We start from the raw sequence: 25,446 nt of genomic DNA, 5'->3' as shown, positions 1-25,446 counted from the left end.
TAATGCCAGCCTTTCAAGTATTTTCGGCGTGGTCAATAACTTTCCCTTTCCCTTGGGCTAGCTTTATAGCTGGCTTGAGTTACCGTCTTGTACAACACAACCCCAAACAACAGTGGCAGAGGCTTTTCTTCTCGTTCCTGCTGCTTGGTCTTGCCATTTGTACCTACCAGCCTTCCGCAATGATGTATTGGGTCTTTGCAGGCACGGCATGGCTTGCGTCTGACAAACCGCTCCCTGCACTCAAGGTATTATTGACAACCTGTGCAGTTATGGCCGGGGCGTTAATTCTTGATTTTATTGCAACCAAGGCGCTCCCCTCTCTTGTTTTTCATGCAATACCCCCCATGAACCGCACGGCTCTGGTATCTGACATAGGTGGGAAAATTACATGGTTTTTGCTTAAAGCCTTACGTAATGCGCTAGACCTTCCCTACGCCAAGGGCAGCACTCTCTTATCCATACTGGTTCTTATTTTTATAGTGTCTGGCTTTGTTGTTCATTACAGAGCTAGTCAATACTTCAAGTATCAGAAAGTTCTTATTTGCATCTTTCTGGTTCCGCTCAGCTATCTGCCCAATCTTGTTGTGCAGGAGAACTGGGCTGCGTATCGCACCCAGTCTGCATTAACCAGTCTGCTCCTACTCTATTTTACCATCGCACTTTGGTCGTGGTTAAAGACGATAAAAGCCAGTCAGTATATGACGCCATGCATGAGCGTCATGCTTATACTCTGCGCATGGATTGCCCATAGCGATGTAAAAAACGGCTTTGCCAAACCCCAGTCCACCGAACTGCGCCTAACGGCTCAATATCTGTCTAAAATCAATAACTTCGACAATGCTGCATCCGTATATTTTGTTCTGGCACGGCGGGAAGAAACACTGGCACCTTTTTTACGGTATGACGAGTTCGGCCTCCCGTCTTCTTCTCAAATGTGGTTACCAAAAAGCCTTATCTGGGTTTTGCTGAATGCCCGGCATTCGCCCAATCTTGCCAAGGTATCAACCGCCGGTGTCGGATACGCAACAGACATACCCAACACCGGCAATGTAACGGTTTTTAACTTTGGTGACATATTGCAGCAGGCCCATTCGCAATAAATGCGAGTAGCGCAGGGTTAATGCCGCCCCGCAGCCGTCAATGTGGGGCAGCGCAGTCCATTTTGGTTGTGGGGTAAGCCTGCAATAGGCTCATCCCATTTTTTGGGTAATTTACAGCATGGAACGCCACCTTATGGTGTTCCCGCTCCTTCATCGAACGGTCGAAGCACAACACTTCCGGCATTACGTGCCCATACCTGCGCATCATCCTCTGGCGGGATCGCATTGCCTTTGGTCAACGCACCATGCGCCAGCGTTTGCACATCTGCCCTGTTGAGCGCACCAGACTGGGCCGCGGCACTCTGCGCCGCCCGCGCCCAGAGCACGCGCGCCTTGGCCTGATCGCCCTGACTGGCCGCTATCCGCGCGGCCAGGGCAAGGGCGCGGGCCATATCATGGTATGACCCTTCGCTCTGGCGCAGAGAGGCTGCATCTTCAGCCTGCTGTTCGGCCAGCGCAGGGTTGGACCTGCGCAGCACACGAGCCCGAATTTCGGCCCTGTCTGCCTGCTGTGTCACAGAAAGTGGTGCTTTGAGGGTGCTCAGATAGGATGCCGCACTCTGTAACCCCGCCTGATCGCCCTGCGCATCCGCAGCAAGGCCCAGAACAAGTGCCGCCCGTGCCGCAACCCCTGTGTCGGGCGAGAGCATGGCATGGCTTGCCAGAGGGATTGCCTGCCCATAATGGCCAAGCCTGTAGTGCTGGCAGCTTCCACCAGATCAAGCGAGAACTGCTCCTGCCCCCCGCGGAGCTGTACAGCCTGCCGGGTTGCCTGCGTTGTTTGCAACGCGTCCGCTGGCGTATTCGCTGCCAACTGGGACACGGCAAGGTCATAGCCTGCCTCCGCCACAGCAGATCCATCATCACGCACAAGAGCCAGATTGGCGGCCTTGCGGTACTGGGACACGGCAACCGTGTAACGCCCCAGCTCAAACGAATCCCGCCCCGCCGCCATGGCCTGGTCCCATGCTGCATCATCAAGCGCTGTGGGTTTGCTCTGGCTTGCGCCACACCCGACCAACACCAGCGGTGTAGCCAGCAGCAGCATGTGTCTCAGCCGTCTCATGGCCGCACCTGTTTGGGGGCCAGTCGTTTATGGTGTGTGACCTTCTGACCGCCCAGCAGCCACATGCCGCGCAATTGGTCAGTCAACTGCTGCAGCCCGTACAGCGTTGTCTGGGCCTGCGCCAGCATAGCTGGCAGGTCCGCCGTGCTGGCTTCCACATTGCTGGCAATGGCAGGCAGATGCGGCGTTGCATCCTTGACGTCCTTGGTCGCGGATTTGAGGTTGCCCATGGTCGCGTCTGTTTTGGCCATAATCCCCGATACCTGTTTTTCAATCGGCTTGAGCCGCTCGATCACAGCATCCAAAGAGGCAATCGTAGCTTCTGACTGGCGGATAAGCTGGTCATTGGTCATCAACTGCCCAATTGTGCCCTTGCCGGCATGCATGTCGGTAATGGTACCATCCAGTTGCGCCATCATGTGCCTTGCACTGGCTAGAGCAGGCATGATTTCAGCCTGAATACTGTTCAGAGTTGCCGTAATCTGGTCTGCGGGGTTGGGTGCCGGCGTTGCCGAAATAACGGCATAGCTCCAGTCCATCGGGTCACCATGCCCACGGCTGAGGTCCAGATAGGATGCACCCGTCACAATAAGCTGCTTGCGGATAAGGGCTGTGCTGTCTCGCCGGATAAAGGGCTTTGCCTGTGGGTCCAGATCGACCATGGCATACATATTCCCCGACGGATTGAGTTTGATGCTGCGAATGGTCCCCGCATGGGCCCCCATAAGCTGCACATCGCCCCCTACGGTCAGCCCGCCAACACCCGATGCGGGCAGCACAACACGCAACCGTGCCGGAGGGGTCAGCCAGTCACGCAGCACGCCAGCCTCGATAACCGCGCCCCCAAAAATGAGTATGCTCAGAAGCACGAGAAACCCGACCCATTCATCCGCATAGCGCAGAGAAATGAGCGGTTTTACTTTCTGTCGTAAGCGGAGTTGGAACATTATCCCATCCGTACTGCTACAAGACCATCATCTGCAAGCCGCCAGGTTGCGGTAATACCCTGCCGATATTCCTGCCAGACTGCGTTATTCCTTACCAGCCAGATAACCCCGGCACCCCTATCGCGCGCCTCGGTTATTGCAGCCAGAAAAGAATTGCTCAATTCCGCCGGACCACCCTCAATAGGGTCTTCCAGCAGCAATAAATGCGGACGCCCCAGAAAAGCCCGCACACAGCTTACGCGCAGCAGGTCATCCTCGGGCAAAAAACTTGGGTTTTCCGTTGGCAGGCCAGGCAGACCAAAGCGCTCTGCCAGATGGGCTGCATCCTGCACCAGATCATCAATCGGACGGGTTGTGTGATGTAACTGCTGGAGCACGATCGCAAGGTGGATGGGAACAAACTCGGGCCAGCTTGCCCGGTGTGTCACCCGACCAATGCGCCCGCGCAGGGCATTGAGTTCACGATCCCCCAGATCGGTCCAGTCCAGCCCCATAAACCGCACGGCCCCATCATCCAGCGGGACAAGGCCACTGCACAGGTCCGCAAACATGGTGGCGTGGCCAACGTCGCGCGTCTCCACCACCATGCAGTCACCGGGCATCAGCTTCATGCTGAATGGAACAGGGGGCAGCCCGCTTTCATCAAACGAGGGGATGGCCTTATTCAGTTCGAGCAGTGGGCCGGAAGTGTAAACATCCATCTTACAGGTCCAGACTGAACAGAACGCTCACCACCATCACAATCAGCATCCCGCGGGAAAAACCGCGTGGCAGGAGTGTGCGCAGTGAATCCTCGTTTGTGGCGGTCAGCCCGGTCAGGCATCCTCCAAGCCCCACCACAAACCCAACGGTAATGAATTTGAGCGGAATAATAATATAATCCGTCCCGGACATGGCCGTTGCCACGTCATCCAGAAAAACCCAGACGGGGTTATTGATAACACCGGACATGCGGCTCATCACATAACCGGTCACAAGGGATGCGAACGAAAACAGGATACCCAGCGTAAACCCCGCCACGGTAAAAGCCAGAGTACGGGGGAGCACCAGCAGCAAAAACGGGTCGATGCCAACAGCCTGCATGGAGCGGATTTCCCCCCCAATGCTCAACAGCCCCAACTCGGTCGTGGAGAGCATGCCGTTACGCCCCAGCAGCAGCATCCCCACCAGAATGGGGGCAATTTCGCGCACCACGATATTGATCAGGATTGAGCCGGTCATGGTGGCAAGGCCGGTCAGGCCCAGCCAGTAAATAACCTGCGAGACAGCAGCCACCCCGGTCAGCACACCGGCAAACATGGTGGCGATCAACCCGCCACGGATAATGCCATTCATGGTGCTGATAAATTCGTACCGCACCGTTCTGCGCCATGAATGAGCGCGGAAACTCTCGAAAATCACCCCCCATGACGCACCCAGCATAATCAGCAAAAAGCGGGCCTGCCTGCGTGTCAGCCGCCCGATCCATGCCATTTTGCCCAGTGCCCACTGTATGGGCGCGAAGACCCTGCCGCCACCCGTCTGCCCTGCCAGAACCGGATCACGCGTTGTGTCGGTCGGGGGGGCGGAGGACTGCGTAGGTTGTGAGTTTTCCTCACTCATCGGCGCGCTGCCAGTGTATAGGCGCGACCAAGCCCCAGATGCGGCACAAAGAACGAACCACGGCTGCGGAACAGATACCGGTCACGCAGGCTGGCATAAACCCGCTCCGTCACCTGAATGGTGCCCGGGTCTATAGCGCTCTCGGCCATCAGTTCCGCGAGAGACACAGTCTGCCCCCACAGGTTGAACACCGTAGGTGCCTGACCAACTGCACCACCAAATGCGGGGCCAAAATCCATACCCATGGTAAACACCGGCTCCAGATCAGCCGCAGCCAGTGCTCCCATAAAGGTTTCACGCATTTTGAGCGCCGCATTGGCCAGACGGAACAGGGCCGTAGGGTCGGGCTCCGTTGTGCAGCCCGCCATGCAGATCATGCGGTGACCGGCAACTTCCACCGCAAACAACTGCTCTTCCTGCGCCACACTCTGGACCTGTGTGGCCAGCTGGTTAATCAGGGCGATAAGGGTTGCGGTCTCCTTGTTCCCTTCCACAACAGGGTCGGAGAAGCTGACAACAAGCACAGCCACGGAGGGGTAAATGCTGGCCCCTGTTACCGCTGCCATTCCATCCGCGCGCATAAGCAGGTTATCGGACTTGGTTGGTCCAAGGGGAGCATTGGGCGCGGGCAGCCCACTCCCCGCCACCGCAGGGCTCTGCTGGGCCTCCAGCGCGCTCTGTGCGGCAAAGCGCGTGCCTGCAATACTGGCCATAAGCTCTACAAAATAAAGCAGGTGCGGCAGCATGACAGGCTCTTCAAGCGCCAGCATGCCCAATGTGCCATGCGGACCATGCACAGGGTAAACCGCAAGCGCATGCGTACTGACTTCGCGCATGACAAGCCGTTCAAAACGGGTGGTCCGTTCATCCGTTGCCGCGTTGGAGACAAAAAAGGAATTTCCCTCCTCCACCGCGTCAAAGAACTTGCCCAGTTCCTGCCGCCCCATTTCAAACCCACCGGAATGGGTGTTCTGGGTCCGGTCATAGGTATCATCACAGACCATGGCAGCACCATCGTGCAGAAAGCGCCACAGGCTGGCGCGGCGTGCACCTGTAACCTGTGCCAGTTGCTCCGTAATCACCAGTGGTTCGGCTGTCGGGTCAAACAGATGGGGGGTTACAGCCACCTGCTGTAGCGCACCACTTTCCTGCGCGACCTGCGACTGGTGCACGGACAACCTGCGGTTGCCAGCCTCTGTCCTGCGGAGCTGGCGCAGGTACAACCCACCCAGCAGAAGGGAGAAAACCGTGACAATGCCTGCAAACTGCAAGCTCTGCCTGCTGCTCTGGTGCGCAAAGCTGCCAAAGTCGTTCTCTGGCGCAACAATCAGCAAAACCCAACCCTGCGAATAGCGCGGCAGGGCCGATGCCATGGCAATATAGGTTTTTCCGTCCCATTCCACATGTTTGGGGCCAAAGCCACGCACCCGGTAATGGTCATAACCCAAGGCAAAAACGGGGTAGTCCTTGGGGTCGAGCACCATCTTGTCCGGGTCCCAGCCTGCGGCCTGCGCATGCTGCATCAGATTCCGCCCGGCTATGACCCTGCCATTTGCATCCACAATCATGGCGCTGCCACTCTTGCCGATCTTGATCTTGTCCAAAAACGCGCTCAGCTCATTGAGCGAAATATTGGTGGCAAAAACCATTTCATGCCCATCGTCCCGCTTGAAGCGGAGCGAACTGGTCATGACAAACTGCTTATCGGATGGAAACAGATAAGGCTGTGTCCACTGGATGGTGTCTTTGTTCTCGGTGTTTTTGTACCACGGGCGGGTCCGGGGGTCATAGTTATCGGCCGGAGCATCATAATGCCCGACTACCTGCCCCGCTGCATTGTAGAGCGTATGCTGGAGAAACTTTTTACCATCCGCTCCCGTCACCAGCCGCACATGGTCCAGCACATCCTTGGTGGCAGAACGGGTAATCAGTGTAAAATTACCCAGATCATCCGCCAGATAAAAAGACTGCAACTGCGGAATTTTCTGCAGCATGACGCTACCGTAGGAGTAGAACACCTTGTCCGAGACAAGGGGGGGAGCATGCTCGATCATGCCGCCGGCAATCAGGTTCCCCGCAGCCGAGGGGGCAATGTAATCCCCCACTTCCTGCCCGATGTACTGCTGCGTTGCCTCCATGAGCTCGCGCGTCAGCACCGACACACCCTCGCTGGTCGTGCGATACGAGTTGATGCCAACCCACACAATGGCGCCAACTGTCATGATAATCAGGACGAAGGGGAGGACCATGTGCAGCAGCACCCGCCGAACGGATGCATTGTGCTGGACTGTCGGGTCTATGATCTCTTCAGAAGACACGCACCAAATTCCACTGCCTGTTGGTCATGTGCATTCACGCCCCCGCCACCATCATCCTGCATGCAGCAGGGGGCATGCTGGCGGGCAGCCGCTTTTGCATACAACAGAGATGTATAATCGGTAACGTGCCTGTCACCAACCCTGTTGTCCACCCCCAATGGGTGGAGGCAGGTCAGACCGACAGTTCAACCTCAAAACGTGTCTGCACTCCAAGCGTCTGGCCGAGGCGCTCCAGCCCGCGCCGCACACTCTCGCCCTTTACGGCCACACGGGCGGAGGTCAGGGTCAGCACCAGTTCCTGCCCTTCCCACGCAAGGGATGTACCTTCCAGCAGGCTCCCCGCCCCGCCTGAGAGCGAATAGGCCAGACGCAGGGCCAGACCACAGGCCGTGGCATCGCGCCGTTCTACCTCGCTCAACAGGGCAAAAGAGGGCATAAGAGCAGGCGCGCTTATATCTACCGAATAACGGACCGCCAGCGCCAAAGACAGCCAGACCCGCGCACGATGGTCAAACCCCGCCCCCTGAACACGTAAAATCCGCAGGTAAGTCTGCTCGGCCCTGTATTCGGGGTGATCGTGACTTCCTATATCAGATAGCCAGCAGGCAATGCGGCGCAGGTGCTGCTCCTCCGCCGTTTCATCGGGTTTGATGCACCCTGTCCACGTCCACAGGATTTCTGGCAAGGTGTTGCTGCGGCCAAAGCGCGCGCACATATCGCGCGCAACGCTTTCCATCGGGTCCTGCGGCAGGTAGCTGGGGGCAACATTCATCATGTACCACCCTTCACGCAGGCCATCCACGCAGAACACGATCTTGCTTGGCTGGATTTTTTTCATCAGCCTGCGCAGGACCACGGCGGCAAAGGGAATATCATCCAGTCGCTTGCGCGGCGCACCGGGCAGACGTTCCAGACTCCGGCGGGAGCTGTTCTGGAGCCAGCCGGTCATCTCGCGCGCTTCCTGCACGTCCAGCGTATAATAATGCACAATGTTGAGCGGGTACTGCGTACGCGCAATCTGCAAACGTGCTAGGGCGCGGAACGCCCCACCAACCAGATACAGCGGCTGCCCCTTGACCCGTGACAGCCATTCCACGCTATCAATATCCTGATCGGTCAGCAGCTTGGCCACATCCAGATCCCCCTCGCTGCGATCAGCCAGGCGGATCATGCCCAAGGGCAGGGTTGTGGCATCGTCCCGTCCGGTTTCGGTCAGGTGGATCAACTCAAGCGAGCCACCCCCCACATCCGCCACCAGACCGTCCGCACCGGGAATACCGCACATCACGCCTATGGCGGAATGGTCAGCTTCCTCCTTGCCAGACAGGATACGCACCGGCACACCGGGCATGCTCTGGCGCAGCATTTCCACAAATGCCGGGCCGTTTGTCGCATCCCGCACCGCAGCCGTGGCCAGTACCTCAAACGGGTCAGCCTGCATGGCCCGCGCAATGGCATGGAAGCGACTGAGCACCTCCATGGCCATGCCCACGCCTTCCTCATTCAGGCGGCCTGTGGTGGTCAACCCACGCCCCAGCCGCAGAACGGCTTTTTCGTTGAAAATGGGCAGCGGATTGCGCGACACACCTTCGAACACAACCAGACGGACCGAATTGGACCCGAGGTCAACCACCGCTGAACGACGCTGCATGTCCGTCTCCATTACCAGCCGTTCCCGCACAGGCCATTATGCTGCCCGGCACTCTGAAAGTGCACAGACATACGCGACATGCCGGAAAAAGAAACCCCGTTATCAGTCATCCAGCATCAGGTCTTTGGCCTGAGAGAGGGATGCAGGCGCTCTGGACAGGCTCTCATGCGCAGCGGACCCCCGCCCCGAGAGGGAGGGATGGGTCATGAACCATTCATGGGAGGAAAACGGCTTTGCACCGGCACTCAGCCTACGCCACACGCCATTTTGCTCCAAAATCCATGACTGAAGGGTATCGCGCATGTTGGACACCATGATCTGGTCCAGCACCTGCGCATGCACGGTGGGGTTGGTAATAGGCACCATGCTTTCCACCCGCCAGTCCATGTTGCGGGTCATCCAGTCGGCGGAAGAAATAAAGACCTTGGCATGGCGCGAGGGCAGGCGGTGCCCGTTGCCAAACGCGAAGATCCGCGAATGCTCCAGAAAACGCCCAACCACAGACTTGATGCGGATATTCTCCGACAGCCCGGCAACACCGGGGCGCAGGCAGCAGATGCCGCGTATGACACCCACAATCTTAACCCCGGCGCAGGATGCACGGTACAGGCAGTCAATCAGGTCGGGGTCCACCAGCGCGTTCATTTTAAGCCAGATCGTGCCGGAGCGGCCTGCCTTGACGTGCGCGATCTCCTCCTCGATCAGCGTTTTGAGCGTGCTGCGGATGGTAATGGGGGAGAAAGCGATCTCCTCCATCTGCGCAGGCATGGCGTAGCCGGTCACGTAGTTGAACAGGCGCGCAGAATCTCGTGCAAGGGCCGGGTTGCACGTAAAGAACGACAGATCGGTGTAGATGCGCGCCGTAATAGGGTGGTAGTTGCCTGTACCAAAATGGGCGTAAGAGCGCACCTGCGCCCCTTCCCTGCGCACCACCAGACTGAGCTTGGCGTGAGTCTTCAGGTCTGCAAAGCCAAACACCACCTGCACGCCTGCAGCCTCCAGCGCACGGGCGAGGCGGATATTAGCCTCCTCATCAAAGCGCGCGCGCAGTTCCACCATGGCGGTCACGGACTTGCCCGCCTCTGCCGCCTCGATCAGCGCCTTGACGATGGGGGAATCCCGCGATGTGCGATACAGGGTCTGCTTGATGGCAATTACGTTGGGGTCGAGTGCCGCCTGCCGCAGGAACTGGACCACCACGTCAAAACTTTCGAACGGATGGTGGACCAGCAGGTCTTTTGCCCGGATAGCGGCAAAACAATCCCCGTTAAAATCCAGTATCCGCTCGGGAAAGCGCGGTGTGTAAGGGGGGAAGAGCAGGTCCGGCCTGTCATCCACAATCATCTGTTTGAGGTCGGCCACGCCGATCATGCCCGCATGTACGGCAATTTCGTCCGCGGGCAGGTCAAGGTCGGAGGCAATGGCGTCCGCCAGCTCGGCAGGCACGCGCTTTTCCATGTCCAGATGGATCACCACCCCGCGGCGGCGGCGCTTGAGCGCGCTCTCATACGAGCGGACAAGGTCTTCTGCCTCATCCTCAAATTCCACGTCCGTATCACGCACAACGCGCAGCACGCCGCTCTCGCCCACAACAAGCCCTGCAAAGAGCCGGTCAATAAAGAGAGAAATCAGTCTTCCAGACGAATAAAACGCACACGCGCGGGATCTCCCGCAACCTGCACGCCCGAGGACGGCAGGCGGATAAAACGCTCAACCTGCGCTGGCAGCAGGATAAGCGCATTCATGGCGAACAGGCCCGTACCTTCGTACAAAAGCCGCAAGCCAGAGCCAGCCCCATGTTGGGGATAAAGGGGAGCGGGTGTGCAGGGTCCACCGCAAGGGGGGTCAGCACTGGAAAAATACGGTCCATGAAGCATGTTTCCAGCCACTCACGGTCCGTATCATCCAGATCCTGCGTCTCGCACAGTGTGACGTGGGACTGCGCCAGTAGCCCACGCAGTTCCACCCAGATGCGCTGTTGCTCACGCAGCAGGCTGGCGCAACGCTCACGCACGGCCTCCAACTGCTGGGCCGGTGTGCGCCCATCGGGGGAAATGGCGGTCAGCCCCTCCCGTATCTGCCCGACAAGGCCTGCCACCCGCACAGAATAGAACTCGTCCAGATTACTGGCACTGATGGACAGAAAACGCAGCCGCTCCAGCAGCGGGTTGCGGGCGTTATCCGCCTCCTCCACCACGCGCTGGTTAAAGTCGAGCCATGACAGTTCGCGGTTGATGAAGCGCGAGGGCGTTTGCAGCGTAATGGCCTGCTCCACCACTTTTTTGGCACGGACAGTGGAGCGGGTTCTGGTGCGGGAGGGGGCACGTTTGGCTGGCGCGCGCGTGCGACTGACGGGGGTTGCCTTTTTTTTGTCCTGTACCGCCACTTGCCTGCGCTCCCTTTCCTGCTCATCACCGCATTTGTTTCATAGAACCACTCGTGGCCCACAAAACCAAACATGTTCAGCATATCCCAAACACCGTAGCGCCGAAATGTTCCAAGGCGTCAAATCGCCATCATGTCACAAAACTGAAATATTCCTTTCACCCCTCTCCTTCGGGAGCAAAAAGTCCGTCCAGCACACTGGCAGCCAGCACCCGTGTGACTTTTCCGCCCGACGCCATGGCCGCCTGATCCAGCGCGCCAACACAGTCCCGCACGGCGCTGGCGCGGCGCGGCAGATGGCGCAAAAGCCAGCGGGTCACCTGTGGGGCAACAACAATCTGCCGCTCCGCCAGCAAGCGCAGCAAAAGCCGGTGCAGCAGGTCCTCCTCCGCCTGCCCCACGGGCACGGAGGACGTGGCGCGCAGGCGGCTTGCAAGGTCTGGCAGTGCAGCAGGCCAGCGCGCAGGTGGCTCGCGCCCGGCCATGAGCAGGAACACGCGGCGCTCACGCACCAGATTGATCAGGTGCAGCAGATCGTGCTCATGGGGTACGCGGTCTGCATTATCCAGAGCAACGGCTCCAAACCCTCCCTCCTCGAACAGGGCGGCCACCGCAGGCTCGTTCAACTGCTCCCCCGCCATAACAGGCGCGCCATACCGCCCTGCCCAGATGGAGAGCAGGTGCGTCTTGCCCGTGCCGCCCTCCCCCCATAACGCCATGCGCCTTCGGGCCAGCGGTATGGGGCTTCCGCGTCCAGCACCCATGCGCGCGCAGCCGCGTTGGAGGGGGCTGCAACAAAATCCGACCGCCCGAATCGGGGGCGGTACACAAATGGCAAAGCAATCTGCGCCACCGCGTCTCCTTCGCTTATGTGCCGCTTCCCGCCCTCTTTTAAGGTCATGGAAGATGCTTTTGTTTCATCAAACCGTGTCATGCCGCTTTGCGCGCCGCGTCTCCTGCCGTAAAGACTGTTCGCGGGAATCCTAAACTGAACATGTTCCCAGCATCGACCTTACTCTCATTCGGACCAAGAGCGCACCCATGACGTCTTCTCCTAGCACCCCTTCCTCCGGCCTCACCTACCGTGATTCCGGCGTGGACATTGAGGCAGGCGAAGCCCTTGTTGACGCCATTCGCCCCGCCGCCAAAGCCACGGACCGGCCCGGCACCATGGGTGGACTTGGCGGCTTTGGCGCTCTGTTCGACCTGAAGGCCGCAGGCTTTACCGACCCTGTTCTGGTCTCCTGCACCGATGGTGTGGGCACCAAGCTGACCGTGGCCATTGACAACGACCTGCATGAAACAGTGGGCATTGACCTTGTGGCCATGTGCGTGAACGACCTGATCGTGCAGGGGGCCGAGCCGCTTTTCTTCCTCGATTACTTTGCCACGGGCCGTCTGTCCGTTGCCTCTGCCGCCAAGGTGGTGCGTGGGATTGCCAAAGGGTGCGAACTCTCCGGCTGCGCCCTTGTGGGGGGTGAAACGGCCGAAATGCCCGGCATGTACGCCGATGGTCACTACGATCTGGCAGGTTTTTCCGTTGGTGCAGCCGAGCGCACAGCCCTGCTCCCCGCAGGCATTGCCGCAGGGGATACGCTCATCGCCCTGCCTTCCTCGGGCGTGCATTCCAACGGTTTTTCGCTCGTGCGCCGCATTGTAGCCGACGCCCATCTGACATGGACCGACCCCGCAGCCTTTGCCCCCGGCCGCACACTGGGCGAGGCATTTGTGGAGCCCACACGCCTGTACGTGCGCTCCGTGCTGGCCCTGCACAAGGCAGGCCTGCTGCATGGTGCGGCCCATATTACAGGCGGCGGCCTGCCGGGCAACCTGCCGCGCGTGCTGCCAGAAGGGCTGGACGCGGTCATTGACCAGACATGGCCCATCCCCCCCGTGTTCAAATGGCTGGCCCGTACCGGCAATGTGGACGGGGCGGAAATGCTGCGCGTGTTCAACTGTGGCATTGGCATGATCCTGATTACCCCCGAACCAGAAAAAATTCTGGCCATGCTGGCCGAACAGGGCGAGCCAGCCTTCCGTATCGGCTCCATTGCCAAAGCCGAAAGCCCGGATGCCAAGCCCGACCTTAAAATGCAGGTCACTCCGGATTTCCGGGCGGCATGAGCACGGCCAAAACACCTGTCGCCATTCTGCTCAGCGGGCGTGGCAGCAATGCCACGGCCCTGATTGATGCAGCGCGCGACCCTGCTTTTCCCGCCCGTATCTGCCTTGTTCTGAGCAACAAGCCCGATGCTCCGGGGCTGGAAATGGCACGTCAGGCGGGCCTACCCACGCGCGCAATTGACCACCGCCCCTTTGGCAAGGACCGCGCAGCACACGAACACGCCATCCATGCTGCACTGGAAGAGGCCGGGGCAAAGACCGTCTGCCTTGCCGGGTACATGCGCCTGCTAACCCCGTACCTGACCAACGCATGGGCCGGGCGGATGCTGAATATTCACCCCAGCATCCTGCCCTCCTTCCCCGGCCTGCACACGCATGAGCGCGCGCTCGAAGCGGGCGTGCGCCTGCATGGCTGTACGGTGCATCTGGTTACCGAAGGCATGGATGAAGGCCCCATTCTGGGGCAGGCCGCAGTCCCTGTGCTGCCAGATGACACAGCCGATATGCTGGCAGCACGCGTGCTGCGCCAGGAACATGCGCTTTATCCGCTGGCCTTGCGGCATTTTTTAACGCAAAACCCGGCAACAGCGGCCAACAGTGCTGCGCTTGTGGTGGCATAGCCACCTTATACCCTGCTTTCCGAACGGTTTTTCTGCCCCCATGACCACACCAGCGCGCCCCTCCTCTTCCAAACCGCGTGGCAAGTTCCGCCCTGCTCCCCCACAGCCCGACCCAACACGGGATGTTGCGTTTGATATTCTGTGCGGCGTGGTGGAACACCGCCGGATGCTGGAGAACAGCCTCTCCCGCTCTGCTACCGCGCATCAGGCAGAAGCACGTGACCGTGCTGCGGCCCACCGTCTGGCGGCGGCAACCCTGCGCCACATGGGCACACTGCGCACAGTGCTGGAACCTTTTTTGAAAAAGGAACCACCCGAACCCGTGCGGGTTGCGCTGATGATGGGCTGCGCGCAACTGCTGTTTTTGGAAACACCACCACATGCAGCGGTTGGCACCACGGTCTCTCTGCTACGCCGGCGCAAGCTGGCGCCGTTTGCCGGTCTGGCCAATGCCGTGCTGCGCCGCGTTGCTGGCAACGGCCCCAGTGTGCTCGAAGGACTGGACCAGCCCCGGCTGGATATCCCCTCATGGCTGTGGACATCATGGGCGGGACTTGGCAAAGGCGTGCCACGCGCCATAGCGCAGGGCATCAGCCACGAAGCCCCTCTGGATATAACCCTACGCCCCGGCGCACAGGCGCCCGAAGGCGGCATTGCCCTGCCCAATGGCTCCATCCGTCTGCCAGCAGGCACACGGGTGACCGAACTGGCCGGGTATGAAGAAGGGGCTTTCTGGGTACAGGATGCCGCGGCAACTCTCCCCGCCCGCCTCTTGAATGTGCAGGCCAGCGAACGCGTGGCCGATCTGTGTGCCGCACCCGGTGGCAAAACAGCCCAGCTCGCCATAACCGGGGCTGAGGTTACAGCTGTTGAGAACAACCCCGCCCGCCTGCTCCGCCTGAAGGAAAACATGACCCGCCTTGGGCTGGACGTGCGCTGCTTACAGGCCGATGCCTCCACATGGCAGCCGGACGCCCCGCTGGACGCCATTTTGCTGGATGCGCCTTGCTCGGCCACCGGCACAGCCAGACGCCACCCCGATGTGCTATGGGTCAAACGCCCACGCGACCTGACAACCCTGACCGCCATGCAGGACAAACTGCTGGCCGCAGCACGGGATATGCTACGCCCCGGCGGCAGACTGGTCTATGCCGTATGCTCCTTGCAGGAAGAGGAAGGCCCCGCCCGCGCACGAGCTGCGCAGGCCATGGGTCTGGTCCCCATGCCGTTTACAGCGGAAGAACTGTCCTTTCTGCCAGAAGCCTTAACCCCCGAGGGCTGGCTACGCACCCACCCCGGCATGTGGCTGGATAAAGGGGGCATGGATGGTTTTTTTGCTGCCCGCTTTACCCGCGCACTTTAATGGCCTGCCCGCTGCTTGGGCAGATGCCCTGTAAAAGTGCATAATCCGTTTTTCTCCAGTTGCGCAGGCGGCTGCTATTGCGGATAAACGGGGAATGAGTTCTGCATCATTCCCCCTGATCGCTCCGAGTATTCTGGCCGCCGATTTTGCGCGGCTGGGAGAAGAGGTACAAGCCGTTGCCCAAGCCGGTGCGGACTGGATCCATCTGGATGTCATGGACGGCCATTTTGTGCCCAACATTTCCTTTGGACCAGCCGTGGTGCAGGCACTCCGCAAGCACACCGCCATACCCTTTGACGTGCATCTGATGATCGCCCCAGTAGACCCCTATCTGGAGGCATTTGCACAGGCCGGGGCGGACCAGATTCTCATTCATATCGAAGCAGGGCCACATACGCACCGCTCGCTCCAGTTAATCCGCCAGCTTGGGGCCAAGCCGGGCATTGTGCTCTGCCCCGCAACCCCGGCAGACGCCATTGCCGAAGTCATGGACCTTGTGGACGTTATTCTGGTCATGACCGTAAACCCCGGTTTTGGTGGCCAGAAATTCCTGAGCAGCCAGTTGCCCAAAATCACCCGCCTGCGTGAGATGATCACCCACAGTGGCCGCGATATCCGTCTGGCTGTTGATGGCGGCATAGATGCAAAAACGGCCCCTCTGGCCATACAGGCCGGGGCGGATGTGCTCATTGCGGGCAGTGCGGTTTACGGCAAGCCAGATTACGCCGCCGCCATTGCAGCCCTCCGCCCCGCCTGAGCTGCCGTATGCATATTAAGCAGAATTACACCCAATATTGTCATAAAGTGCCCTTAGAGTAGCATCGCTTACACCCCAGCTCTGGAGTTACACTCGCCTGATGCCCCTTCGCCGCTGGACCCGTGGACCCCGCCTTGCCTACGCCATGCGCAACCCGCTTGGTGGATTTGCGCGTGTTCCTGCCGCACCGGCGGTGGTGCTACGTGACCTGTGGCCGGGCAACGCCACGGTAGGGGAAAAACTGGTTAGGAACCGAACCGAGTTTGATGGCGTCTCACGCACACTCCAGTCTGGCGTATGGGACGACCCGGCATGGCCCGCAGCTTACCGCCGGTGGCTGCAGAGCTTTACCTGGTTACAGGATCTGCGTGAACTGGGTGCAGAATCCGCACGGATCAAGGCACGCACCCTTGTTTCGCACTGGATCCGCCTACCTGCTGCGGAGCGGGCCGTTATTGACCCCTCCATTACTGGTGCGCGCCTGAGCGCATGGCTTGGCTGTTACGAGTTTTTTGCTGCCTCGGCAGACGACAGTTTTCGCCAGCACCTTATGGCATCGCTCATGATGGAAGCGCGCTCCATCATGGTGCTCATGCCCGAGGCAGCCTCTGGCTGGCAGGCGCTTTGCGCGCTCAAAGGGCTGCTGGCGGTTGCCGTTTCCATCCCCGATTATCCCGAATTCCTGACCCGCTACCTGCGGTTGATTGATGAGGTGATTACAAGCCAGATTCTGCCAGATGGTGGACACATTACCCGCAACCCTGAAAGCCTGTTCCTGAGCGTAAAGGAACTGGCGGAAATGCTGTATATTCTTCAGGCCGCGCGTCTACCCCTGCCCACAACGCTGGTCGAAGCGGCAAACCGTACGGTCCCCGCCCTGCGCGCCCTGCGACATGGAGATGGCGGGCTGGCCCTGTTTAACGGAAGCAGCGAGCGCGACCCGCATCTGGTGGAGCTTGTGCTCAACCGTGCCTCCCGCGCACGGGTCGTGGCCGCTGGACTGCCAGAAAGCGGGTTTGCCCGCCTGAGCAGTGGGCGCGCCCTGCTCATAGCCGATGCTGCCGCCCCTGCCCCCAAAGGGTTTGACCATACGGCCCATGCTGGCATGCTGTCGTTCGAATTTTCATCCGGCAAACAGCGGCTGATCGTCAATTGCGGTGCCAGCAGGCAAAAAGGCTGGGCGGAAGCCCTGCGTTACCCCGCCGCCCATTCCGTGCTGGAACTGGTAGACATGGCCCCCATGACATTTGAACCCGGAGGCGGCACCAGCAGACCTCCACAGGTTAGCCGTACCCACGCCACGCAGGATGGTGCCCACTGGCTGGACATGACCCATAATGGGTACGAAAGTCAGGGCGGGGGCGTGTACCATCGCCAGCTTTATCTGGGCAAAGACGGGCGTACCCTGCGCGGGGAAGAAAAACTGGAAGGGGCCACTCTGGCCCGTGCCCCCTGCGTGCGCTTCCACCTCCACCCCGACATTATGGTAGAACCGACGGAAAACGGGCATCTGCTCCATAGCGAGGAGGAAAGCTGGCTGTTCCAGTCCGATGGGCAAGTCAGTGTGGAAGAAAGTATCTACCTTGGCCAAGGCCAGCGCACCGCAACATTGCAGCTTGTCCTGACCCCACCCCTGCCACAGGAACAGACGCCAGCCCCGACTAAACCTGACACAGCGGAAGAGCACGCAGACCCCGAGCTGCCGGCAGAGCCTGAAGACACAGCCCACACGCCCCTTCCGCTTGACAGCGCAGAAGCTGAAACACGGGCCCACGCACCGGAGAATACGCAACCCTTACCGCAGGAGGTAGGGCTACTGTCAGCAGGGAATGACCAGTTTGCTGGTCAGGAAGCCCAGACCGCCTTCCCCGCCGCACCTCCACAACCTCAGCCAGCAGCAAATGGCACGACCGGATTGCCTTACCCCATAATCGGGCAGCCCCCTCCCAAGCCTATCCACTGGGCGCTGTCCCTTATAAGCGAATAAGCCGCATTTCACCCGGACGCATAGATGCACCACAGGCAATAAGCCCTAGCCACCCGGTGACCATTGCAGAATGGGGCCGATGCAAAATCATGGAGAATTGGGGACGTAAACCGTGAAGGCGCGGCATATTGATGCATGGTAGGCACGTCCCTGAGCCGGTTAGCCGCATCAAGCAGTCAGGGACACCTCAACCGGCACAGCAGAATATTTGCTCAGCACACAAGGTGATACGGAGAGTGGTATGCTCTCCGACACCCTGCCTGTGTAGCCATTGCCAACAGAACCAGACGTCCTGTTAGCCGTGCCTAGTCTTTTTTGACCGGAGGGGTGGTCGTGGCTTTTTTAGCTTCGGGCAGAAAGCGGATGGTCAGACGGGAGGGAGAAGCAGCAAAACGCCCCCCCGTACGGATTTCATCCAGCCGGATACGTACGCCCGAATCATTTTCCATCAGATGCCCGGCAACACCCTTACCGACTGTTGTCTCGCCCGAAAGTGACCAGTACGTGCCGGGAAAATCCTCCAGACGTTGCAGGTTGTAAACCTTGCCCACGCTGTTGCCGGAGGAAAAACCGACAGCCGCAGCCGAAGCCCCGCTGACCTCAAACGGGTATTCATGCCCGCCGTACGTCAACACACCATTCCCCCAAGTGTAACCCACGCCCAGATCGGCTGAACGGGTCTTGAAGGTGACCTCCGCCATGACAGGGCCCAGCAGGGTCTCTGCTCCTGCGGGCAGAGCCCATGCGCCGGAGAGGGCCAGAGCCGCAAGAAAATGACGGGATGCTAAACGCATCAAAAATGCTCCTTGGTAGTCGGGACCCCCAAAACATGGCATAGGCTTTTGCTGCTGCATAGCCTTATTCCAAGGTCGTGGGGGAATGACCGGGCGGCTCAGCTATTCCAGATCGGGTCTTTAAGCTGTTCTACAAAACCGGCATGGGCTGCCAGTTCGGCCGCACTGGGGCTCACCCGCACAATCCTGCGCTCTGCTGGCCCGTCGTACACCACAGCCGGGGCCTGTTCCCCTTCTGCCACCAGCCCAAGGCCGTGCTGGCGGCCACCCATAAGTTCCACATAAACTTCGGCCAGCAATCTGCAGTCCAGCAGCGCATTGTGGGTTGTACGCGCAGACAGATCCACGCCAAAACGGCGGCACAACGCATCCAGACTATTGGGCATGCCGGGAAAACGCTCCCGCGCCATGTCCAGCGTGTCCACCATGCGCTCCATGTCCAGCGGTTTGCGGCCAATGCGTTTGAGTTCAGCGTTTAAAAAGCCAAAGTCGAAGCGGGCGTTATGCGCAATCAGCGCATCGTCCCCTACAAACGCCAGAAAATCATCCACGATCTCGGCAAATTTTGGCTGTCCTTCAAGGTCTGCCCGGGTAAAGCCGTGTACGCGGCTTGCCTCCTCCGGCACGTCGCGCTCAGGGTCGATCAGGGTGCGGTATTCCCGGCCGGTGGGCAGGTCACCTACCAGTTCAAGGGCTGCAATTTCAATCACCCGGTCTCCGGTTGCGGGGTCCAGACCCGTTGTTTCCGTATCAAACAGGATGGATCGCTTCACGCCCTCAAACTCCCGAGCAGACGGCGGACCTGCCGTTCTGTTTCCATAATAGATAACCCCGTGCGGATCACGGTATCCGCCTTTTGCACCCTGCGGGCATCTGGCATCTGGCAGGCAATCAGCCGCCGGGCCTGTGTATGGGGCATATTCCGCCTGAGCGCCACACGCCTGCGCTGCACCCATGTGGGGGCAGAAACCACCACCACCTTGTGGCAGAGCCTGTTGCCCCCCGTTTCAAAGAGCAGGGGAATATCCAGCACAACCCACGCTGCCCCCTGCCTGCGAGAGCGGCGCAAAAAGCACGTACGCGCCTGACGCACCAGCGGATGCATGATGGCTTCCAGTTTTTTCAGCAACGCCGGGTGTGCCAGCACCGCCTGCCGCAATGCCGCGCGGTCCAGTTGCCCGTCCTTTACGGCCTCGGGCACAAGCCGTGCAATGGGCGGCAGGGCCGCGCCACCGGGCGCCTGAAGATGGTGGACGACCGCATCCGCATCAAACACCGGCACCCCTGCCCTGCGTAGCAAGGTGGCAATCGTGCTTTTGCCCATGCCCATGCCGCCAGTCAGGCCCAGTATCTTCATGCTCAGACCCTGCTCCGATCAGAGGGAACTGCACGCACTCACAGGCTACCCAGAACATAGTCCTGCGTTGCCTTGTCCACCTGCGGGTCAACGCCAAACCACTCCCGAAAACCCAGCCGGGCCTGATGCAGCAGCATGCCCAAGCCCCCCACCGTACGCACGCCCTGCTGCTGGGCGGAAGCCAGAAGAGGCGTCATGCGTGGCACATAAACAATATCTGCCACCACCAGATCATCCGCCGCATGGGCCAAAGACGGGCTGAACCGAGGATCAGGCCCGCCTTCCATACCTAGCGAGGTTGTGTTGACTAGCAGTGCAAACGCGCCCAGCTCGCGCTCCCACACCGACCATGGCAGCACATCCGCACCCGGCAGGCAGCTGCAAGGGCGGTCGCCCGCTCCTGCGTGCGGTTGGTGATGCACACCTCAATCCCCCTGTCCTGCAAAGCCGCGGCAACGGAGCGGGCCGCCCCACCTGCCCCCAGCAACAAGGCGCGCGTCCGCGGGCGTGGGGGCAGGCCTTCAGCCTCCAGACTGGCGACAAACCCGTCCCCATCGGTTGAAAGGCCGAGAATTGTACCATCCTCGCGGAACACAAACGTGTTGACCGCCCCGGCCCGGCGGGCTGACTCGTCCAGCTCATCTGCCAGACTATAGGCGGCCTCCTTATGTGGAATGGTCACGTTAGCCCCACGAAAGCCCGCAGCCTGCAAACCCCTGACCGCAGCCTCAAAACACGCGGGAGCCGCAGGTAGTGGCACATAGGCCCCATCCACCCCATAGCGGCGCAGCCAGTAGTTATGCAGCGCTGGCGAGCGCGAATGCGCAACCGGCCAGCCCAACACCCCTGCCAGTCGGGCCTTGCCGGTTATGATCTGCGCGGGAATGGAAGGGGCGGATGTGGTCATGGCTGCTGTTCGTACCTTGTGCAAAAAATCTGCCAGGCTTCAGGGAGCAGGCGCGCCAGTCGGGCCGCCCATTCCGCCTGACCAGCGGAGTGGGCGATCAGGTCCTGACGGATTTCAATTTCAATATGCGGTAGGTCCCGCTGCTCACCGTGCAGGGGCACCGTGTAGTCCGATGTATCGGTCAGGGCGTAAGGCTCATTATCCCCCACCACCAACCCTTCAGCCCGCAACAGTTCGATCATGATATGGGCCAGACGCGAGTCATGGTTATGCAGCAGCCCCACATGCCATGGCCGTGCGACATTGTGCATGACAGGGGTAAAGCTGTGCAGCGCCACAACCACCACGCTACGCCCATTGGTCAGCCGGGCGTCCAGTTCCTGCGCAATCCGGTTATGATACGGGTGCAGGATGGTCTGCTCACGCCATGCCACATCCGCAGCATCCAGATTCTGGTTGCGCGGGACCGGGGTGCCATCACTTTGCGCGACAATGGAGGTGGGGTGACCGGGGGCGCGGTTACAGTCAATAACAAGGCGGGAATAGACCTGTTCAACCAGCACCGCTGGCAGAGCATCCGCCAGCCTGCGGCCAACGCCGTCTATGCCGATATCCCACCCGATATGACGTGCGCGCTCAGTGGCACTCAGCCCCAGATCGCCCAGAGAAGGAGGAATGGCCTGCCCTGCGTGGTCACTGACCAGCACAAAGGGGCCACCACCGTCTTGCCCGTAAACCCTGAAGCTCTCAGCCAGTATATCTGTCATCAGTGCCCAAATATTAGCCTGCCTGCCCGGTGGGGTATGGAGCCAGCACGCCCCCACCCCACACAGACCTGCAATTTTTCAAGCGTCTTATTTAACGGAGGAGACAACAATGGCGGCAAGTGCTGCCTGCGCCCTGACGCGCCCTGCGTCTTCCCCCGTCAGGCCTTCCGCATCCAGCCCGCTGTCATCCAGAGCATAGACCAGATAGGCCGGGTCCGTACCATCAAGCGATTCTTCTCCACCCTGAGCGTAGGTGCGGGCCGCCACGTATTCGGGGCCACGCATCTTTTCTTCCAGCCGCTGCACTGCGGCAATCGGGTTTTCCGCCCGGATCACTTCGAGCAGCACATTTGCGCCCGGGTCAATTACGCCAAAAGTTGCAAGTTTGTGCACCATGGTCTTTTCCTGAACTCTGTGTATTTTAAACACTTTATAAGCAGAGAAATGCCCGTGCAGCCACCCCTGCAAACACCCCATGAGCCATAAAAAGCCCTCATCCGCCGCAGCGCTGGCATGATCTGGCGCACGCATGGCGGTTTGCGCCACGGGGCATGCGCCGGTAGGATGGGCTTTGCATTCAGCCCACTCCGGTATTATGGCTGCGGCTCAACACTATACGCAACCAAACAGGTCAGCCAACCATGTCCTTGACGAACCAGCCTCCGGCCCAAACCGCCACCACAGCCAATGCCAATGCGCAGTGGGGCGGACGATTTGCCGGTGGTCCTTCAGACATCATGCAGGCGATCAACGCATCCATCAGCTTTGACAAGGCGTTGTGGAAGCAGGACATAGCAGGCTCTCTGGCCCATGCCGCCATGCTGGCCCATGTGGGCATCATCTCCAAGGATGATGAAGCTGCGATCCGCGCAGGACTGAACGAAATCGGCTCGGAAATTGCCGCAGGCAGCTTTACCTTCTCCGAAGCGCTGGAGGATATTCACATGAATATCGAAGCCCGCCTGTCCGAACGGGTAGGCGAGGCTGGCAAGCGGCTGCACACCGCACGTTCGCGCAATGACCAGGTTGCAACAGACTTCCGCCTGTGGGTGCGTGACGCCATAGACGGGCTGGACCAGCAGGTTGCCTCGCTCATGCGGGCATTGGCCCTGCGTGCGCGTGAGCATGCGGCAGACCCCATGCCCGGCTTTACGCACCTGCAAACCGCCCAGCCCGTGACCTTTGGCCACCACCTGATGGCCTATGTGGAAATGCTGGCCCGCGACCGCGGACGTCTGGCCGATACACGCCGCCGCCTGAACGAATGCCCCCTTGGCTCGGCGGCACTTGCTGGCACGTCCTTCCCCATTGACCGTAAAATGACCGCCGCACTCCTACATTTTGAGCGTCCGACAGCCAATTCGCTCGATGCAGTCTCGGACCGGGATTTTGCGGTTGAATACCTGTCAGCACTCTCCATTCTGGCCATGCACCTCTCCCGCATGGCTGAGGAGATCGTGATCTGGTGTTCCTCCCCCTTCTCCTTCATCCGCCTGTCCGACGCCTTTACCACCGGCTCGTCCATCATGCCGCAAAAGCGCAACCCCGATGCCGCTGAACTGGTCCGCGCCAAAACAGGCCGCATCAATGGCAGCCTGGTCGGCCTGCTTACGGTCATGAAAGGTCTGCCGTTGGCCTACGCCAAGGACATGCAGGAGGACAAGGAACCCGTTTTTGCCGCAACAGATGCCGCCGCCCTGTGCCTTGCTGCGTGTGACGGTATGGTGCGCGACATGACCGCAAACACCCAGCAGATGCGCGCACTGGCGGGCTCGGGCTACTCGACCGCAACCGACATTGCAGACTGGCTGGTCCGTGTGCTCAAGGTGCCCTTCCGCACGGCCCACCACGTAACCGGCCGCCTTGTTGCACGGGCCGAAGCCCAGAACATTGGTCTGGCTGAACTGACACTGGCTGAAATGCAGGCCGAGGAACCGGGCATTACGCAGGACATCTACTCGGTGCTGAGTGTTGACGCCTCCATCGCCTCCCGCACGAGCGAAGGGGGGACCGCCGCCACCAACGTGCAGGCACAGGCCACCCGCTGGCTTGAGGCACTGACCAGTGGCACCCACACCACCGCGGAAGGCTGAGAGCAATGACCCCCCGCCTGTTTATAGGCCTGTTTCTGGCAACAGCCCTGTGCCTGCCACTGGCCGCCTGCGGCAAAAAAGGGCCAAACCAGGCCCCAGGCCCTCATAGCGATGTCACCTACCCCCGCGTTTACCCATCGGACTGAGCATAACACCTGGTCCCGCAGGCCAACCCTCTTGCGCAAACGTGCAGGGGGGTGGCCTGCTGCCCGGCCTGCCCAACCCTGCCCCTGACCTCTTTTTTCCAAGGCCCTGTTTGCCTCATGGCTGACTTACCAGTTTATACCGATGCCGATCCCTCGCTGGCTGAACTGCTGGCAACACACCCGCACCTGAGCACAGACCCGCTCTGCGGACTGATGCTAGAGGGTGTTCCCCTTAACGCCATTGCCGATGCTCTGGGCACGCCATGCTGGGTGGTCGGGGCCAACACGCTCCGCCAGCGCCTCAAACGCATGCAAACCGCCATGACGGATGCCGGGCTGGACGTGCGCATTCACTACGCAGTCAAGGCGAATGACCACCTCTCTGTCCTCTCCATTATCGGGCAGGAAGGGTATGGCGCGGATATTGTCAGCGGTGGCGAACTGGCCCGCACACAAAAGGCGGGGATTCCGGCGCAGCGGGTCGTGTTCTCTGGCGTAGGCAAAAGTGACGCGGAGCTGGAACACGCCATTGGTCTGGGCATTGGCCAGATCAACGTGGAAAGTGCTGAAGAGCTGGAAATTATCTCGGCCATTGCCTCACGCCTTGGCAAGCCGGCCAGAATTACCCTGCGCGTCAACCCCGATGTGGATGCCGAGACCCACGCAAAAATCACCACGGGTCTGGCCGACAACAAATTTGGCATTCCATTTGCCAACGCGGCCGCCCTTTATGCGCGCGCCTTTACCCTGCCGGGCCTGATCCCCGTCGGCTTTGCAACCCATATTGGCAGCCAGATTCTGTCCACCGCCCCTTACCATGCCGCCTATGCCCGCATAGCCGATCTGGTACGGAGCGTACGCGCCAGCGGGCTGGCTGTTGAGGTGGTGGATTGCGGCGGCGGGCTTGGCATCAGCTACCGCAACGAGGTGGAAGGCCAGCCCGAAGCACTGGCTGGCGCCATGCGTGCGGAACTGGGCGACCTTGGCCTGCGCCTGAGCATTGAGCCCGGACGCTGGCCCATAGGCCCGGCTGGCGTGCTGCTCAGCAGCGTTATCCTGCGTAAGGAGGAGGGCCTGCCAAGCCCCTTCCTCGTGCTTGACGCCGCCATGAACGATCTGGTCCGCCCCAGTATGTATGAGGCCTGGCACGGTATCCTCCCCCTGGCACCACAGGACTTTAACCAGCCTGTAGCCCCCATCCATGTTGTGGGACCAGTGTGCGAAAGTGGGGACACTTTTGCGCGTGACCGCCTGCTCCCCCCCCTTGGGCGCGCATCCCGTATAGCCATTCTGGACACGGGCGCTTATGGTACAGTCATGAGTTCCAACTACAACAGCCGCCCTCTGGCCTCGGAAGTTCTGGTGGAGAACGGTCAATGGACAGTCATACGCCACCGGCAGACGCTGGAGGAAATGTGGCAGGATGAAACCCTGCCCGCCCCCCCGACCGGAAAAGCATGAC

Annotated in this window: 21 protein-coding genes and 3 pseudogenes; 9 read left to right on the top strand and 15 right to left on the bottom strand. The window is 60.1% G+C overall.

Annotation, left to right across the window (positions count from 1 at the left end):
* Nucleotides 1-1,100, top strand: a 1,100-nt coding sequence (locus tag JCM25146_RS09765; protein ID WP_206777541.1) for a hypothetical protein, incomplete at its 5' end; no start/stop codon positions are given.
* Between the two features lie 131 nt (nt 1,101-1,231).
* Here the strand turns inward: JCM25146_RS09765 and JCM25146_RS23825 are convergent.
* The 9 genes and pseudogenes from JCM25146_RS23825 to JCM25146_RS18580 all read right to left on the bottom strand — a co-directional run bounded on the left by JCM25146_RS23825 (nt 1,232) and on the right by JCM25146_RS18580 (nt 12,003).
* Nucleotides 1,232-1,618, bottom strand: coding sequence for a hypothetical protein (locus JCM25146_RS23825; protein ID WP_242401041.1), 387 nt, complete (start codon nt 1,616-1,618; stop codon nt 1,232-1,234).
* 23 nt (nt 1,619-1,641) lie between these two features.
* Entirely contained in the window at nt 1,642-2,166 is a 525-nt protein-coding gene (locus JCM25146_RS23820) for an outer membrane protein assembly factor BamD (protein ID WP_242401040.1), read from the bottom strand.
* Entirely contained in the window at nt 2,163-3,113 is a 951-nt protein-coding gene (locus JCM25146_RS09755) for an MlaD family protein (protein ID WP_025827651.1), read from the bottom strand. The genes JCM25146_RS23820 and JCM25146_RS09755 overlap by 4 nt, the downstream gene beginning before the upstream one ends.
* On the bottom strand, nt 3,113-3,814 hold the full coding sequence (locus JCM25146_RS09750; protein ID WP_025827649.1) for a P-loop NTPase family protein: 702 nt from the start codon (nt 3,812-3,814) through the stop codon (nt 3,113-3,115). Before JCM25146_RS09750 ends, JCM25146_RS09755 begins: the two co-directional genes overlap by 1 nt.
* A 1-nt stretch (nt 3,815) precedes the next feature.
* Entirely contained in the window at nt 3,816-4,715 is a 900-nt protein-coding gene (locus JCM25146_RS09745) for an MlaE family ABC transporter permease (RefSeq protein WP_025827647.1), read from the bottom strand.
* On the bottom strand, nt 4,712-7,033 hold the full coding sequence (locus JCM25146_RS09740) for a cache domain-containing protein (RefSeq protein ID WP_025827645.1): 2,322 nt from the start codon (nt 7,031-7,033) through the stop codon (nt 4,712-4,714). The genes JCM25146_RS09745 and JCM25146_RS09740 overlap by 4 nt, the downstream gene beginning before the upstream one ends.
* Before the next feature lie 172 nt (nt 7,034-7,205).
* Complete coding sequence (locus JCM25146_RS09735) at nt 7,206-8,696, bottom strand: Ppx/GppA family phosphatase (protein ID WP_025827643.1); 1,491 nt, start codon at nt 8,694-8,696, stop codon at nt 7,206-7,208.
* Nucleotides 8,697-8,786: 90 nt separating this feature from the next.
* Nucleotides 8,787-11,070: pseudogene (locus JCM25146_RS18585) on the bottom strand (RNA degradosome polyphosphate kinase).
* A 157-nt stretch (nt 11,071-11,227) separates the two neighbouring features.
* A pseudogene (locus JCM25146_RS18580) lies at nt 11,228-12,003 on the bottom strand (chromosomal replication initiator DnaA).
* Nucleotides 12,004-12,110: 107 nt separating this feature from the next.
* Here JCM25146_RS18580 and purM point away from each other — a divergent pair.
* The 5 genes from purM (at nt 12,111) to JCM25146_RS09695 (ending at nt 17,920) form a co-directional block, all read left to right on the top strand.
* Nucleotides 12,111-13,193 carry a phosphoribosylformylglycinamidine cyclo-ligase gene (gene purM / locus JCM25146_RS09715; protein ID WP_025827641.1) on the top strand — a complete coding sequence of 361 codons (1,083 nt, stop codon included), beginning with the start codon at nt 12,111-12,113 and terminating at the stop codon, nt 13,191-13,193.
* Nucleotides 13,190-13,813: a phosphoribosylglycinamide formyltransferase gene (purN, locus tag JCM25146_RS09710; RefSeq protein WP_025827639.1), complete on the top strand. Its 624-nt coding sequence runs from the start codon at nt 13,190-13,192 to the stop codon at nt 13,811-13,813. The genes purM and purN overlap by 4 nt, the downstream gene beginning before the upstream one ends.
* A 40-nt stretch (nt 13,814-13,853) precedes the next feature.
* Complete coding sequence (locus JCM25146_RS09705; RefSeq protein WP_025827637.1) at nt 13,854-15,176, top strand: RsmB/NOP family class I SAM-dependent RNA methyltransferase; 1,323 nt, start codon at nt 13,854-13,856, stop codon at nt 15,174-15,176.
* A gap of 94 nt (nt 15,177-15,270) precedes the next feature.
* Complete coding sequence (gene rpe, locus JCM25146_RS09700; RefSeq protein WP_025827635.1) at nt 15,271-15,933, top strand: ribulose-phosphate 3-epimerase; 663 nt, start codon at nt 15,271-15,273, stop codon at nt 15,931-15,933.
* Nucleotides 15,934-16,033: 100 nt separating this feature from the next.
* Nucleotides 16,034-17,920 carry a heparinase II/III family protein gene (locus tag JCM25146_RS09695; RefSeq protein ID WP_025827633.1) on the top strand — a complete coding sequence of 629 codons (1,887 nt, stop codon included), beginning with the start codon at nt 16,034-16,036 and terminating at the stop codon, nt 17,918-17,920.
* A gap of 305 nt (nt 17,921-18,225) precedes the next feature.
* Here the strand turns inward: JCM25146_RS09695 and JCM25146_RS09690 are convergent, their stop codons facing one another.
* The 6 genes and pseudogenes from JCM25146_RS09690 to JCM25146_RS18570 all read right to left on the bottom strand — a co-directional run bounded on the left by JCM25146_RS09690 (nt 18,226) and on the right by JCM25146_RS18570 (nt 22,141).
* Nucleotides 18,226-18,714, bottom strand: coding sequence for a hypothetical protein (locus tag JCM25146_RS09690; protein WP_025827631.1), 489 nt, complete (start codon nt 18,712-18,714; stop codon nt 18,226-18,228).
* Nucleotides 18,715-18,812: 98 nt separating this feature from the next.
* Nucleotides 18,813-19,487, bottom strand: coding sequence for a DNA polymerase III subunit epsilon (dnaQ, locus tag JCM25146_RS09685; RefSeq protein WP_025827629.1), 675 nt, complete (start codon nt 19,485-19,487; stop codon nt 18,813-18,815).
* Nucleotides 19,484-20,071, bottom strand: coding sequence for a dephospho-CoA kinase (coaE, locus tag JCM25146_RS09680; RefSeq protein ID WP_025827628.1), 588 nt, complete (start codon nt 20,069-20,071; stop codon nt 19,484-19,486). Before coaE ends, dnaQ begins: the two co-directional genes overlap by 4 nt.
* A 38-nt stretch (nt 20,072-20,109) precedes the next feature.
* Nucleotides 20,110-20,978: pseudogene (locus JCM25146_RS18575) on the bottom strand (shikimate dehydrogenase).
* Entirely contained in the window at nt 20,975-21,745 is a 771-nt protein-coding gene (locus JCM25146_RS09670) for an N-formylglutamate amidohydrolase (RefSeq protein WP_025827627.1), read from the bottom strand. The pseudogene JCM25146_RS18575 and the gene JCM25146_RS09670 overlap by 4 nt, the downstream one beginning before the upstream one ends.
* Before the next feature lie 87 nt (nt 21,746-21,832).
* Nucleotides 21,833-22,141 (bottom strand): hypothetical protein, encoded by a 309-nt coding sequence (locus tag JCM25146_RS18570; protein ID WP_035372362.1) that lies wholly within the window; start codon nt 22,139-22,141, stop codon nt 21,833-21,835.
* Between the two features lie 245 nt (nt 22,142-22,386).
* On the opposite strand from JCM25146_RS18570, the gene argH reads away from it, so the two are divergent.
* The 3 genes from argH (at nt 22,387) to lysA (ending at nt 25,445) form a co-directional block, all read left to right on the top strand.
* On the top strand, nt 22,387-23,838 hold the full coding sequence (gene argH, locus JCM25146_RS09660; RefSeq protein ID WP_025827624.1) for an argininosuccinate lyase: 1,452 nt from the start codon (nt 22,387-22,389) through the stop codon (nt 23,836-23,838).
* Between the two features lie 5 nt (nt 23,839-23,843).
* Entirely contained in the window at nt 23,844-23,984 is a 141-nt protein-coding gene (locus JCM25146_RS22900) for a hypothetical protein (RefSeq protein WP_199897723.1), read from the top strand.
* 117 nt (nt 23,985-24,101) lie between these two features.
* The gene (gene lysA / locus JCM25146_RS09650) at nt 24,102-25,445 is read left to right on the top strand and encodes a diaminopimelate decarboxylase (RefSeq protein ID WP_025827622.1); all 1,344 of its coding nucleotides are present in this window, start codon (nt 24,102-24,104) and stop codon (nt 25,443-25,445) included.
* Nucleotide 25,446 lies beyond the last annotated feature (1 nt).

The sequence above is a fragment of the Acetobacter okinawensis JCM 25146 genome (assembly GCF_000613865.1).
Lineage (GTDB): Bacteria > Pseudomonadota > Alphaproteobacteria > Acetobacterales > Acetobacteraceae > Acetobacter > Acetobacter okinawensis.
The sequence above is the reverse complement of the archived record's forward strand: the minus strand, read 5'-3'. Positions and strand labels throughout refer to the sequence as shown.